Raw genomic sequence first — 12,919 nt, forward strand, 5'->3', positions numbered from 1 at the left:
TCGCCGAAGGCGGATTCCAAACATTGACAAAAGCTAACCGCTGCGAGCGCGGTAATTCGACCGGCAAAAGTCCAGTACAGAAATGCGAGGACGGCCCACAGCCGGGGACGGAACCCGGTCTCCGGTACGGGTCGATGTCCGGAAAACACGCCGCTGGACCCGAACGCAATAGGGCCGTGGCCGGAAGACCGATATTCCCGGTCGAAACAGAATGATGTGCGATCGCAATTCGATCGTTTTCTTCCCGCCTGGCTCGCACCAATGCTGCTGCCCCAGGGTTCGGCGACCCGAGGAGGCCGACACGATGACCGTCTACGTAGCGCACACCCGCGGCGATATCGACGAAAACCGGTTGCAGGACCTGCTGTCCCGGATCCGGCAACTGCCCGCCGCCGCGACCACCCGGCGCACCCGCGACGGCTTCCTGATCGTGGCGTGGGGCGCCTCCGGTCCCGTCCTGGAGGCCGAACTCACCCGCAGTGAGTACGTGACCCGCGTCCTGCCGGAAGGGACGTCGTTTCCGCTCGCGGCGCGGGCGCATCGACCGGAGGGGTCGGTGGTGCACGTCGGCTCGGTGCCGGTCGGCGACGGCCGGCCGGTGATCATCGCCGGGCCGTGCTCGGCCGAAACCCCGGAGGTGCTGCTGGAAACGGCCCATCGGGTCAAGGCCGCCGGCGCGGCCATGCTGCGCGTCGGCATCTTCAAACCGCGCACCTCCCCCTACAGCTTCCACGGCCTCGGCCACATCGGGCTGCCGCTGCTGCGCGAGGCGCGGGCGCAGACCGGACTTCCGATCGTCACCGAAATCCTCGACGCCCGCGATATCGAGCTGATCGGCGATGCCGCCGACGTCCTGCAGGTCGGCGCGCGCAATATGCAGAACTTCAGCCTGCTCACCGAATTGGCGCTGACGGGACGGCCGGTGCTGCTCAAGCGCGGCATGTCGGCGACCGTGCACGAATGGCTCAACGCGGCGGAATATCTGCTCGCGCACGGCAACGACAACGTGATCCTCTGTGAGCGCGGGATCCGCACGTTCGAACGCTCGACCCGGTTCACGTTGGACCTCAACGCCGTTCCGGTGGTCAAGGAACTGTCCCACCTGCCGATTCTGGTCGACCCGAGCCACGGCACCGGCGCGACGCGATATGTGCCGCCGATGTCGGCCGCCGCGCTCGCCGCCGGTGCCGACGGACTGATCGTCGAGGTACATCCGCGTCCGCACGAGGCGCTCTCCGACGGCGCACAGTCGCTGGATCTGGCGCAATTCGACCGCTTCGCCGCGGATCTGCGCGGGCTCGCGAGCGCTCTCGGCCGCGAATTCGTCTCCGCCCCCGAGCTGCTGGCCGAACTGTCATGACCACCACGAGTACCGAACTGGTTCTGGACGGCAACGGTTTACATCTCACCGACGTGGCGGCGGTGGCGCGCCGCGACGCGCCGATCTCGGTCAGCATCGCACCGGTGGCCCAGGCCGGGATGTCGGAATCGGTGCTGCTGAAGAACGAGCTGCTGGAAACGGGGATACCGATCTACGGCGTCACCACCGGATTCGGCGACAGCGTCAACCGGCAGATCGCACCGTCGAAAGCGGCTGCGCTGCAGCGCAACCTGATCCTGTATCACCTCAACGGCGTCGGGCCGATCGCGACCCCGGAGGTGGCCCGCGCCACCATGCTGATCCGGGCGAACTGCCTCACCCGCGGGCCGTCCGCGGTCCGCCCCGAGGTGGTGGCGACGTTGCTGCGGCACCTCGACGAGGACATCCTGCCGTTGATCCCCGAACGCGGATCACTCGGCGCCAGCGGCGATCTGGTGCCGCTGTGCTACGTCGCGGCGGCGCTGATCGGTGAGGGTGAGGTGCGCTACCGCGGCGCGACCCGGCCGGCGCTCGACGCGTTGCGGGAGGCGGGCATCGCACCGGTCGCACTGGGCCCGAAGGAGGGCCTGGCGCTGATCAACGGCACCTCCTTCACCGCGGCCTTCGCGGCGCTGGCGCTCACCGACGCGGCCGAGCTGGCCTACGCCGCCGACGTCGCCACCGCGATGACCTGTGAAGCACTGCTGGGCAATGCTTCTCATTTCCACCCGTTCGTGCACGCCAACAAGCCCCATCCGGGTCAGGGCGCCAGCGCCGCGCTGATCCGGGAACTGCTCGCCGGTTCGAAGCTCACCACCAGTTACGAGGAGATCCTGGTCCGCCGCGACACCCTGGACGGCCGCGGGTTCCTGCTGCTGGACCACCGCATCCAGGACAAGTACTCGGTGCGCTGCGCACCGCATGTCAACGGCGTGCTGCGCGACAGTCTCGAGTGGACCCGCAGGTGGGTCGAGACCGAGATCAACTCCTCTACCGACAATCCGCTCTTCGCCTGGGAGACGGGCGAATTGCATCACGGCGGCAATTTCTACGCCGGCCACGTCGGACAGGCCATGGACAGCCTGAAGATCGCCGTGGCCAGTCTCGCCGATCTGCTGGACCGCCAGCTCGCCCTGGTGGTGGACGAGAAGTTCAACGCGGGCCTGACCGCCAATCTCGTCGCGCCGCTGCCGGAGTCCGACCGGCAGTCCGGTCTGCACCACGGGTTCAAAGGCATGCAGATCGCCGCGTCCGCGGTCACCGCCGAGGCACTCGGTCTCAGCGGTCCGGCGACCGTGCTGTCGCGCTCGACCGAATCGCACAACCAGGACAAGGTCAGCATGGGCACGATCGCCGCCCGCGACGCGCGGACCGTCATCGAGTTGACGCGGCAGGTCACCGCCATCCACCTCATCGCGCTCGCGCAGGCGATCGATATCCGCGGCGCCGCGCAGGCCGCGCCCGCGGTGCGCCGGGTCCACGAACTGATTCGCGCGCACGTCCCCTTCACCGACCGTGATCGCCGCATGGACCGCGATATCGAGCGCGTCGCCCGGCTGATCGCCGACGGATCGGTGCGTGCCGCCGCCGGCGTCGCCGATCCCCTTTTCATCCCCCACGGTTAGGAGCCGTACCGATGTTGCTGCTACGCGATACGCGCACGCGCGCGAAGAACGAGGCCCTGCTCGACGAACACACCCGCCTGGTTCGCTCGGTTCTCGACGGCACCGCCGACCTCGACCGGGTCCACGCCGCGAAACTGCTGCGCACCGTCCGGGCCGCCGCCGGCTCCCCCATGTACGAGGGACGGCTGCCGGCCGATCTGCTCGCCGAGATCGACACGGGCACAACAATTTCCGACGAGCGGGTGCTCACCGAGATCCTGCCGTCGCTCCCGCTGCTCGGCAAGCGCGAACTGGGCCGGTTCGGGGCCGAGGCGTTCACCCGGCCGCTGAACGAATTCCTGCACTACTACGAATCCTCCGGCACCACCGGCGATCCCGCCGCCGCGCCGAAAGCACTGGACGATCTGCTGGTCAACACCGTCAACATCGGCGAGATGTGGGCCCGGCTGCTGCAGCCGAAGGATATCGCGCTGATCCTGATCAACGCCCCGTTCGCCCCCGCCGCCTACCAGTTCGAGAAGGCGCTGGAATACCTCGAGGTCATGTCGCTGCGGCCTTGGGTGGACAACATCACCGGCGACTACACCCGGGTGCTGCGGCTGGTCGACCAACTCGGCGCGAACGTCTTCGTCGGCCCCCCGTCGCGGCTGCTGGAAATGGTGCAGTTCGCCCACCGCAACGATCTGCCCGCTCCGCGCTTCGATCGGCTGCTGCTGATGGCGGAGCAGACCGGTCCCAGTTTCCGCCGTCACCTCGAACGCCTGACCGGCGCGCACTCGTACGTGTCCTCCTACGGCTCCTCCGAGACCGGAACACCCGCGGTCACCTGTGAGCGGGGACAGCTCCACCTGCAACCGCAGAGCTTCCTGCTGGAGCTGGCCGACGACAACGGAATTCGCCGCATCGGCAACAGCTCCGATCGCGGTGAACTGGTGCTGACCACGCTCGATCTGCCCGCCCGGCCGCTGCTGCGCTACCGCACCGGCGATCTCGTCGAGATCGACGCGACCCCGTGCCCGTGCGGTGTCGCCACCCCGGTCCTGCTCACCCAGGGACGTTCCCAGGACCTTCTGGTGCTGGACCGCAACGGTATTCGGCAGAACGACCTCGAGGCTGCGGTGTGGGAACAGCCGCTGCCCGCGGCGACGGTCTTCAACTACATGGTCGTCGTGCGCGGCCGCCAGGTCGTGTTCCTGGTCACCTACGACGGCGACCCCGCCGGTCCGTGGACCGATGTGCTAGCCGGCCGGTTGCGCGCGCTGTTCGGCCGCGAGGAGGTGACCGTGCGCCCGGTGCCGGTCCTGCCGCCGCTGGCCTCTCTCGGCCAGTACCTCGGCTGGAAGCTCTCGCGGGTCCTCGACCTCGACGACGAGAAGAACTGGGACCGGTTGCCCGCCCCGATCGACGCCGTGGTGCGGCAGACGATCGCCGAACTCGCACCCGGTGCCTGAGGAGACGACGACTCATGTCCGCAATCACCGGCTGGCTCGACCGCGACCGCGATCTGCGCGAGCACACCACGACGGTCCGGGCCATGTCCGACGCACTCGCCCACCGCGGGCCCGACGGCGGCGGCATCTGGCTGGAACAGCGAATCGCGCTGGGCCGCAACGTCCTCGCGGTGGCCGATCTGCTCGACAACGGGCAGCCCGTCGTCACCGGCGAGGCCGGACGGCCGATCGCGGTGCTCACACTGTCCGGCGAGATCTACAACACCGCCGAACTCCGCCACGAACTGAGCGTCCGGGGCCACGCCTTCACCGGTGCGACGGACCCGGACGCCGAGGTGGTGCTGCACGCCTACCTGGAGTGGGGCGCCGACGCGCTGCGCCGCCTCGACGGCATGTTCGCCTTCGCCGTCTGGGACGTGCGCCGCGGCGAACTGCTGCTGGCCCGCGACCGGCTGGGCATCGAACCGCTCTACTACGCCGAACACCCCGGCGGGCTGCTGTTCGGCTCGGAACCGAAAGCGTTGCTGGCCAACGAGTTGTTCCGGCCCCAGGTGGATGTCGAGGGACTGATCGACATCTTCACCGTGGCGATGCGGCGTCCCGGTGACGCGGTCTATCGCGGACTGCGCGAGGTGCGGCCGGGCTGGATCGTGCGCGCCGATCACAACGGCCTGCACCATCACCGGTACTGGCAGCCGGTCAGCGCACCGCACACCGACGATGTCGACACCACGATCGCCACGCTGCGCGAGCTGCTCACCGATATCGTCGAGCGGCAGACCCGCACCGGCACGGCCGCCGGGCTGCTCTCCGGCGGCCTGGATTCCAGCGTCATCACCGCCTTGGCGGCGCGGGCGCGCGGCGACGCGAAACTGGCCACCTATTCGGTCGACTTCGCCGGCAGCGACACCGATTTCACCCCCGACGCCCTGCACGTCAGCCGGGACGCGCCGTACGTGCGGGCGGTGGTGGACCATGTCGGCACCGACCACACCGAGGTCCTCCTCGACACGCCCGCCCTGCTGGACGAGATGGGCGAAACGCTGCGGGCGCGCGACATCCCCGGCGTCGGCGATCTGGATGTCTCGCTCTACCTGCTGTTCCGGGAGGTCCGCCGCTACGCGGACGTGGTGCTGTCCGGAGAAGGCGCCGACGACATCTTCGGCGGATACCCCTGGTTCGCCGCCGAGGCCACCGCGTCCAGCGGCAGTTTCCCGTGGGCCGCGGGCAACACCGACCGCAACGCGATGCTGTCGCCCGAACTGCGCGCCCATCTCGACCTGGACGCGGCGGTGGTGGACCGGCATCGCGAGGCCGTCGCCGAACTGGCCCCGCTCGCCGGTGAGGAGGGCCCGGACCGGCGCATCCGGGAGGTCTTCCATCTCGAACTCACCCGCTTCCTGCCGTTCCTGCTCGACCGCAAGGACCGGATGAGCATGCGCACCGGGCTGCTGGTCCGGCTGCCGTTCTGCGATCACCGGCTCGTCGAATATCTCTGGAACGTGCCGTGGGATCTCAAGCGCCACGGCGGCCAGGAGAAGGGAATCCTGCGCGCGGCGGCCGAGCCGTGGCTGCCACCGCAGGTCGCCAAGCGGCCCAAGAGTGGCTTCCCGTTCGGCCAGAGCCCGCACTATCTCGCCGCGGTGCGCGAGGCCACCCGCGCCATGCTGGCCGACCCGACCGCCCCCGCGCTGGCGCTGCTGAACACCGGCGCGCTCGCCGAACTCGCCGAGGGCGATCGCTGGCACAGCGGCACCTTCACCCCGCCGCCCTGGCTGCCCCGCGCCCTGCAGCTCAACACCTGGCTGCGCGACTACCGCGTCGAGGTGCGGCTGTAGCCGCACCCGGCCCGTACCCACCACCGGCCCCCGTCGAGAACCGATGGTGCGGACCGGTTCCGGGAGAGGAAAGGAAAAGGAAAAGATGAGGAAAATGATCGCGGCGAGCGCACTGCTGGCCACCACACTGAGTGTCGCGCCGGCGCTCGCCCACGCCGATCCGGCCGAGGCCGGGGCGGTGAACTACACCGCCACCACGACTCCGACGTCGACGATCATCCGCACCGACAGCGGTTCGCTGACCGACGAGGCCGGCGTCTTCAGGCTCAAGGCGGCCGACGGCACCGTGCTCGCGGGCACCGAATTGTCCTTCCGGGTGGACGATTTCGTCTTCCCGATCGCCGCGGACATCTCGGGCCACACCGCGACCCTGACACCGCAACTGGACCTCGCGCATGCGACATACCGCCCCGTCGCACTGCCGTACGAGGATCAGGCGCCGTGGAAGACGCCCTACGATCGCGAGCAGGCCGCCTGGTCCCGCCTGACCAGCACGATCGGGGCGGGCGCCACGATCGGCACCCTGATCGGCGGGCTCAGCGGCGGCGCGATCGGCTGCCTGCTCGGCGGCATCGCCGGAGCCACCGTCGCCTCCGCGACGATCGTCGGCCTGTTCGGCCCGTTCGTTCCGGCGGCGGTGGTGGGCTGCGTCGGCGGCATCGTGGCGATCGGTGCCCTCGGCACCCTGATCGGTCAGCTGCTGGTGACGGCACCGGTGGCGATTCTGGCCGCGGCGCAATACTTCACGACCATCAACCAGCCGTTCACCAAACCGGCGGCATAGGCGGTGCGGGCGGGCTTCCGGATCGCCGGGGGCCTGCCCGACGGACGGTGTCTAGCCCTCCGCGGCGAGTTGTCCGCAGGCCGCGGCGATCTCCTGCCCGCGGGTATCGCGTACGGTGCACGGCACGCCCTGTGCTTCCACTCGCCGAACGAATTCCCGCTCAACAGGTTTCGGTGAGGCGTCCCACTTCGAGCCCGGCGTCGGATTCAACGGGATCAGGTTCACGTGGACACGGGCGCCCAGCGCCTTGTGCAGCTTCTGGCCCAGCATGTCGGCTCGCCAGGGCTGGTCGTTGATATCGCGGATGAGGGCGTATTCGACCGAGACGCGGCGACCGGTCTTGTCGGCGTAATACCGTGCGGCGTCGAGGACTTCGGCGACCGACCAGCGATTGTTGACCGGCACCAACGTATCTCGCAATTCGTCGTCCGGCGTGTGCAGGGACACGGCCAGCGTCACCGACAGGCCCTCGTCGGCCAGTTTGCGGATCGCGGGGGCCAGGCCGACGGTCGACACGACCACGTTGCGCTGCGAGATACCCAGGCCGTCCGGTGCGGGAGCGGTGATGCGCCGGACCGCCGCCACCACACGCTTGTAGTTGGCGAGCGGCTCACCCATGCCCATGAACACGATGTTCGACAGACGACCGGCACCGCCGGCCACCTCGCCGTCGCGCAGCGCCGCGGCGGCCGCGCGCACCTGGTCGACGATCTCGGCGGTGGAGAGGTTGCGGTTCAGCCCGCCCTGCCCGGTCGCGCAGAACGGGCAGGCCATACCGCAGCCGGCCTGGCTGGAGATACACAGCGTGTTGCGGTCGGGATAGCGCATCAGCACGCTCTCGAGCAGGGTGCCGTCACCGGCGCGCCACAGGGTCTTGCGGGTGGTGCCCGCATCGCACACCACCTGCCGCACCTCGCTGAGCAGCGGCGGGAACAACGCCTCGGCGATCTTCTCCCGCATCGGCTCGGGCAGATCGGTCATCTGCCGCGGGTCGGCCTGCAGCCGCCCGTAGTACTGCCGGGCGATCTGATCGGCCCGGAACTTCGGCAGTCCGAGTTCCTCCACCGCCTGCCGCCGCTGGGCCGAATCGAGGTCGGCGAGATGCCGCGGCGGCATTCCACGGCGCGGAGCATCGAAAACGAGCGGCAGGGAGGTAGTCATAACCCTTCCAGTGTCGCATTGCCGGTACCGGCCCGCCGCCCGCGGGCAGGGATAACCCGATCACAGTTACGGCGCGGGCGAACGGGTATTCCGGAGATACGCATATCCGCCATAGCGATCGGGAATGATCGAAATATGACCAGCGACGCAGTACCGAGCCACGGACCGGATCCGGCCCCGCACACCGATCCCCCGCGCGTCGACAGTCCGCCCTCGACCGCGCCCGTCCGCCGCAACCGAGCCCTCAAGACCCGCGCGGGCTACACCTGGGTGGCGCTGGTCGCGGCGGCGGTCATCGGGGTGCTGCTGTTGATCTTCATCCTGCAGAACCTCGATCAGGTGCGGATCCACCTGTTCTTCTGGCAGTTCAACCTGCCGCTCGGCGTCACGCTGCTGCTGTCGGTGATCGCCGGAGCGCTGGTGATGGCGCTGGCCGGCGGCTGGCGGATCATGCAGTTGCGGCGCGCGGCGAAGCGGCGCTGAGTGCGAGCAGGGCGGTCAGAGCAGGGCGGTCAGGACCAGCCAGGAGACGAACGCCGAGGGCAGCATCGAGTCGAGGCGATCCATGATGCCGCCGTGCCCGGGCAGCAGCGTGCCCATGTCCTTGATACCCAGCTCGCGCTTGATCTGCGATTCGATCAGATCCCCGCAGGTCGCCACGAGCACGACCGCGACGCCCAGCAGCACGCCGATCATCGAATTGGCCTGCAGCAGCAGCGTCACCGTGAGCAGTCCCCCGATGATGCAGAACACCAGCGAGCCGGCGAAACCCTCCCACGACTTCTTCGGGCTGATGGCCGGCACCATCGGATGGCGGCCGAACAGCACGCCGGCCACATAGCCGCCGACATCGGAGCAGACCACCAGGATCATGAAGGTCAGCACGCGGAGATTGCCGTCGTCCTGCTGCAGCATCAGCACCGCGAACGAGGCCAGCAGCGGGATCCAGGACACCACGAACACCGTGATCGCGGTGTCGCGCAGGAAGTTTCGCGGCGTGGCCGCCAGGCCGTGGTCGAACAGTCGCCACACCATGCACACCAGCGCGGTCGCCGCGAAGGCACCCGCCACGCCCTGAGTGCCGTAGGGCCAGGCCAGCCAGATCATCGCCTGTCCCCCGACGATGAGCGGCACCCGCGGCACCAGGACATCGGCCTCGCGCAGTCGCTTGGCGACCTCCCAGGTGGCGATCGCCATCGCGACCGCGATGACTCCGATCAGAACCTTCGGAACGAAGAGCAGGATCGCGATCAGCGATACGCCGAGGCCGCCGCCGACCGCCAGCGCGGCCGGTAAATTGCGACCGGCGCGGGAGGGCTTACCGCTCGGCTGCGCCGAGGGCGTGTCGGGAGCCGGTGTTGCACCGGCCGGGTCGCTCGCCGGCATCGTCTCGCCGGCTGCGGCTTCTTCGGCCACGATTGTCCCGTCGCTCACTTATTCGTCCACTCCGTCCCCGGGCCCGTGCCGCATCGTCGCGCCGGGCCGAGTCTCACACCTCGAGCAGTTCCGATTCCTTGTGCTTGACCAGCTCGTCGATCTGGGCAACGTATTTCTGGGTGGTCTTGTCCAGTTCCTTCTCGGCGCGACCGACCTCGTCCTCGCCGGCCTCGCCGTCCTTCTGGATGCGGTTGAGCTCGTCCATCGACTTGCGCCGCACATTGCGAATGGCGATCTTGGCGTCCTCCCCCTTGGATTTCGCCTGCTTCACCAGTTCTCGCCGGCGTTCCTCGGTCAACTGCGGGATCACCACGCGGATGATGGTGCCGTCGTTGGTCGGATTCACGCCCAGATCCGAATTGCGGATCGCGGTCTCGATCGTCTGCAACTGCCCCTGCTCGTAGGGTTTGATGACGACCATGCGCGGTTCGGGCACGGTGATGCTGGCCATCTGGGTGATCGGCGTCGGCGAGCCGTAGTACTCGACCACGACCCGGTTGAACATGCCCGGGTTGGCGCGGCCGGTCCGAATACTTCCGAGGTCGTCCTTCGCCACCGAGACAGCCTTTTCCATCTTCTCCTCGGCGTCGAAGAGCGCTTCATCAATCACGACCGTTTCCTCCACAGCATCGTTTCGGGGCCCGGAATTCGCGAGACCGATCCCCGCAGGGTTCAGGACCGAACCAGTGTGCCGATTTTCTCACCGGCCACCGCGCGGGCGATATTGCCCTTGATCAACAAATTGAACACCAGCATCGGCATCTGGTTGTCCATACACAAACTGAACGCGGTGGCATCGGCCACCTTGAGTCCACGCTCGAGGACTTCCTTGTGGGTGATCTCGGAGAACATGCTCGCCTCCGCCTCGACCTTGGGGTCGGCGGTGAAGACGCCGTCGACGGCCTTGGCCATCAGCACCACCTCGGCGCCGATCTCGAGGGCGCGCTGCGCCGCGGTGGTGTCGGTGGAGAAGTACGGCATGCCCATACCGGCGCCGAAGATCACCACACGGCCCTTCTCCAGATGCCGCTTCGCACGCAGGGGCAGATACGGCTCCGCGACCTGTCCCATGGTGATGGCCGTCTGCACGCGGGTGTCGACACCCTGCTTCTGCAGAAAGTCTTGCAGCGCAAGGCTGTTCATCACGGTGCCGAGCATACCCATGTAATCGGAGCGGGCCCGTTCCATCCCGCGCTCCTCGAGTTCGGCGCCGCGGAAGAAGTTGCCGCCACCGATGACCACCGCCACCTGCACGCCGGTCGAAACGACCTCGGCGATCTGCTCGGCTACGGTCTGGACCACATCCGGGTCGAGCCCGACCTCGCCGCCGCCGAACATCTCCCCACCCAATTTGAGGAGTACTCGGCGATAGCCCTTGCGGTCGGGCGCCGTATCCGGGTCCGTCATCGGTCTCCTAGTCCTCGGCAGTCGAGCGAGCGCACGCACGGGAAATCACCCTCCCGGGCGCGATTGTTCGCGCGGGACGGTAACACGCTGCGTCCATCCTGCACCACCGGCGGTCGCGCCGGTGAGCCGACCCTCGAATACGCGACAATTCCCGATCCCACTGCGAAACGTTGTTGTTTCAAATAAGGTGCGGGCGCATGAAGATCACTCGCCGGACGGTCCGCATTTTCTGCGCCGCGGCACTGCTCGGCGCCGGACAACGCCGGTCCGGCGGTACCGGCCAGTTTCACCGGACCGATCCCCACCGGCAGTACCGCGGCGGCGTTCGGCAGTGTCGACAACAGCACACCCGTCATCAGCCTGCTCCCCGTCATACCGTTCCTGGCGAACTGGGCGATCACGGGCAGCAGCGACTGCATCATTCCGGGAACGGGCCACTGCGGCACCGGTGGCTGATCGATACCGAAAGGCCCCCGGCGCAACGGAATTCGTCGCACCGGGGGCCTTCGCGGTGGATCAGGCCTGACCAACCTCGAAGCGGGCGAAGCGGGTGATGGTGACACCGGCATCGTCCAGCAGCTGCTTGACGGTCTTCTTGCTGTCGGTGACCGAGGACTGCTCCAGCAGGACGACGTCCTTGTAGAAGCCGTTCACGCGGCCCTCGACGATCTTGGGCAGCGCGGCCTCCGGCTTGCCCTCTTCCTTGGCGGTCGCCTCGGCGATCTCGCGCTCCTTGGCGACGACCTCGGCCGGGACATCCTCGCGGGTCAGGTACTTGGCCTTCAGCGCGGCGATCTGCATCGCGGCAGCACGAGCGACCTCGGCCGCGGCGTCGCCCTCACCCTGGTACTCGACCAGCACGCCGACGGCCGGCGGCAGGTCCGAGGACCGCTTGTGCAGGTAGGTGGCGACCGGGCCGTCGAAGGACACGACACGACGCAGCTCGAGCTTCTCGCCGATCTTGGCGGCCAGCTCCTGCACCACCTGGTCGGCGGTCTTGCCGTTGACGTCGACGGCCTTGAGCGCCTCCAGGTCGGCCGGGCGCACCTTGGCGGCGGCGTCGACGATGTCGCCGGCGGTGTTCTGGAACTCGTCGTTCTTGGCGACGAAGTCGGTCTCGGAGTTGAGCTCGATCATCACGCCGTTCTGCGCGGCGACCAGGCCCTCGGCGGTGGCGCGCTCGGCGCGCTTGCCGACATCCTTGGCGCCCTTGATCCGCAGCACCTCGACGGCCTTGTCGAAGTCGCCGTCGGTCTCCTCCAGGGCCTTCTTGCAGTCCATCATTCCGGAGCCGGTGAGCTCGCGGAGCCGCTTCACATCCTGGGCGGTGTAGTTCGCCATCGTGGCGAGCCTCCTCGAAGATTTACGAAAGTTGTCAGGTCTCTTAGCACCACCATGCCGACCGCTTCCGAACAGGAAGGGCCGGCAGGGTGAACAGACAATCGCGGTGGGAACCGCGCCGGATCAGAAGTCGGCCGGGGTCTTGGTGGCCGGCTCTTCCTTCAGCTCCGCCTCGGCGGCGGTCTCCGGAGCAGTCTCGCCGCCCTCGGCGGCCGGGGTCGCCTGCGCCAGCAGCTCCTGCTCCCACTCGGCGAGCGGCTCGCCGGCGCCGGCTTCGGGCTTCACATCGCCCGAGGCGCGGGAGGCGCGGGCCTGCACGCCCTCGGCGACCGCGGAAGCGACAACCTTGGTGAGCAGCGCGGCCGAGCGGATCGCGTCGTCGTTACCCGGGATCGGGTAGTCGACCAGGTCGGGGTCGCAGTTGGTGTCCAGGATCGCGATGACCGGGATGTTCAGCTTGCGAGCCTCACCGACGGCGATGTGCTCCTTGTTGGTGTCGACGACCCAGATGGCCG

At 68.3% G+C, this 12,919-nt stretch carries 13 protein-coding genes; 6 read left to right on the forward strand and 7 right to left on the reverse strand.

From position 1 onward, the window contains the following. The first annotated feature begins 304 nt into the window (after positions 1–304). The 5 genes from aroF to IRT45_RS26270 all read left to right on the forward strand — a co-directional run bounded on the left by aroF (position 305) and on the right by IRT45_RS26270 (position 7,058). Positions 305–1,360: a 3-deoxy-7-phosphoheptulonate synthase gene (gene aroF, locus IRT45_RS26250; RefSeq protein WP_194808534.1), complete on the forward strand. Its 1,056-nt coding sequence runs from the start codon at positions 305–307 to the stop codon at positions 1,358–1,360. Beyond that, positions 1,357–2,985: a histidine ammonia-lyase gene (gene hutH / locus IRT45_RS26255; protein WP_194808535.1), complete on the forward strand. Its 1,629-nt coding sequence runs from the start codon at positions 1,357–1,359 to the stop codon at positions 2,983–2,985. The genes aroF and hutH overlap by 4 nt, the downstream gene beginning before the upstream one ends. Before the next feature lie 11 nt (positions 2,986–2,996). After that, a complete protein-coding gene (locus IRT45_RS26260; protein WP_194808536.1) occupies positions 2,997–4,436 on the forward strand; it encodes a phenylacetate--CoA ligase family protein in 1,440 nt (479 codons plus the stop codon). Positions 4,437–4,450: 14 nt separating this feature from the next. Further along, positions 4,451–6,274, forward strand: a complete 1,824-nt coding sequence (gene asnB / locus IRT45_RS26265; RefSeq protein ID WP_194808537.1) for an asparagine synthase (glutamine-hydrolyzing) — start codon at positions 4,451–4,453, stop codon at positions 6,272–6,274. Between the two features lie 85 nt (positions 6,275–6,359). Beyond that, entirely contained in the window at positions 6,360–7,058 is a 699-nt protein-coding gene (locus IRT45_RS26270) for a hypothetical protein (RefSeq protein ID WP_194808538.1), read from the forward strand. 51 nt (positions 7,059–7,109) lie between these two features. Here the strand turns inward: IRT45_RS26270 and rlmN are convergent, their stop codons facing one another. Further along, complete coding sequence (rlmN, locus tag IRT45_RS26275) at positions 7,110–8,219, reverse strand: 23S rRNA (adenine(2503)-C(2))-methyltransferase RlmN (RefSeq protein WP_194808539.1); 1,110 nt, start codon at positions 8,217–8,219, stop codon at positions 7,110–7,112. A 135-nt stretch (positions 8,220–8,354) separates the two neighbouring features. On the opposite strand from rlmN, the gene IRT45_RS26280 reads away from it, so the two are divergent. Continuing rightward, the gene (locus IRT45_RS26280; protein ID WP_194808540.1) at positions 8,355–8,702 is read left to right on the forward strand and encodes a lipopolysaccharide assembly LapA domain-containing protein; all 348 of its coding nucleotides are present in this window, start codon (positions 8,355–8,357) and stop codon (positions 8,700–8,702) included. Positions 8,703–8,717: 15 nt separating this feature from the next. Here the strand turns inward: IRT45_RS26280 and IRT45_RS26285 are convergent, their stop codons facing one another. From IRT45_RS26285 to rpsB, 6 genes are all read right to left on the reverse strand, one after another. Beyond that, positions 8,718–9,605, reverse strand: a complete 888-nt coding sequence (locus tag IRT45_RS26285; protein WP_194808549.1) for a phosphatidate cytidylyltransferase — start codon at positions 9,603–9,605, stop codon at positions 8,718–8,720. A gap of 103 nt (positions 9,606–9,708) precedes the next feature. Continuing rightward, positions 9,709–10,266, reverse strand: a complete 558-nt coding sequence (frr, locus tag IRT45_RS26290; RefSeq protein WP_036503637.1) for a ribosome recycling factor — start codon at positions 10,264–10,266, stop codon at positions 9,709–9,711. 62 nt (positions 10,267–10,328) lie between these two features. Further along, positions 10,329–11,063 (reverse strand): UMP kinase, encoded by a 735-nt coding sequence (pyrH, locus tag IRT45_RS26295; protein WP_036503626.1) that lies wholly within the window; start codon positions 11,061–11,063, stop codon positions 10,329–10,331. Continuing rightward, complete coding sequence (locus IRT45_RS26300) at positions 11,060–11,485, reverse strand: hypothetical protein (RefSeq protein ID WP_194808541.1); 426 nt, start codon at positions 11,483–11,485, stop codon at positions 11,060–11,062. Before IRT45_RS26300 ends, pyrH begins: the two co-directional genes overlap by 4 nt. A 94-nt stretch (positions 11,486–11,579) precedes the next feature. Beyond that, on the reverse strand, positions 11,580–12,404 hold the full coding sequence (gene tsf / locus IRT45_RS26305; RefSeq protein WP_036503639.1) for a translation elongation factor Ts: 825 nt from the start codon (positions 12,402–12,404) through the stop codon (positions 11,580–11,582). Positions 12,405–12,527: 123 nt separating this feature from the next. Then, on the reverse strand, positions 12,528–12,919 hold a 392-nt coding region (gene rpsB, locus IRT45_RS26310; protein WP_194808542.1), incomplete at its 5' end, for a 30S ribosomal protein S2.

Source organism: Nocardia sp. BSTN01 (assembly GCF_015354405.1).
Lineage (GTDB): Bacteria > Actinomycetota > Actinomycetes > Mycobacteriales > Mycobacteriaceae > Nocardia.

Bases quoted from the DNA above. Each gene is read 5' to 3' on its own strand.
- aroF (WP_194808534.1), top strand. From the start codon at position 305: ATGACCGTCTACGTAGCGCACACCCGCGGCGATATCGACGAAAACCGG.
- hutH (WP_194808535.1), top strand. From the start codon at position 1,357: ATGACCACCACGAGTACCGAACTGGTTCTGGACGGCAACGGTTTACAT.
- IRT45_RS26260 (WP_194808536.1), top strand. From the start codon at position 2,997: ATGTTGCTGCTACGCGATACGCGCACGCGCGCGAAGAACGAGGCCCTG.
- asnB (WP_194808537.1), top strand. From the start codon at position 4,451: ATGTCCGCAATCACCGGCTGGCTCGACCGCGACCGCGATCTGCGCGAG.
- IRT45_RS26270 (WP_194808538.1), top strand. From the start codon at position 6,360: ATGAGGAAAATGATCGCGGCGAGCGCACTGCTGGCCACCACACTGAGT.
- rlmN (WP_194808539.1), bottom strand. From the start codon at position 8,219: ATGACTACCTCCCTGCCGCTCGTTTTCGATGCTCCGCGCCGTGGAATG.
- IRT45_RS26280 (WP_194808540.1), top strand. From the start codon at position 8,355: ATGACCAGCGACGCAGTACCGAGCCACGGACCGGATCCGGCCCCGCAC.
- IRT45_RS26285 (WP_194808549.1), bottom strand. From the start codon at position 9,605: ATGCCGGCGAGCGACCCGGCCGGTGCAACACCGGCTCCCGACACGCCC.
- pyrH (WP_036503626.1), bottom strand. From the start codon at position 11,063: ATGACGGACCCGGATACGGCGCCCGACCGCAAGGGCTATCGCCGAGTA.
- IRT45_RS26300 (WP_194808541.1), bottom strand. From the start codon at position 11,485: ATGATGCAGTCGCTGCTGCCCGTGATCGCCCAGTTCGCCAGGAACGGT.
- tsf (WP_036503639.1), bottom strand. From the start codon at position 12,404: ATGGCGAACTACACCGCCCAGGATGTGAAGCGGCTCCGCGAGCTCACC.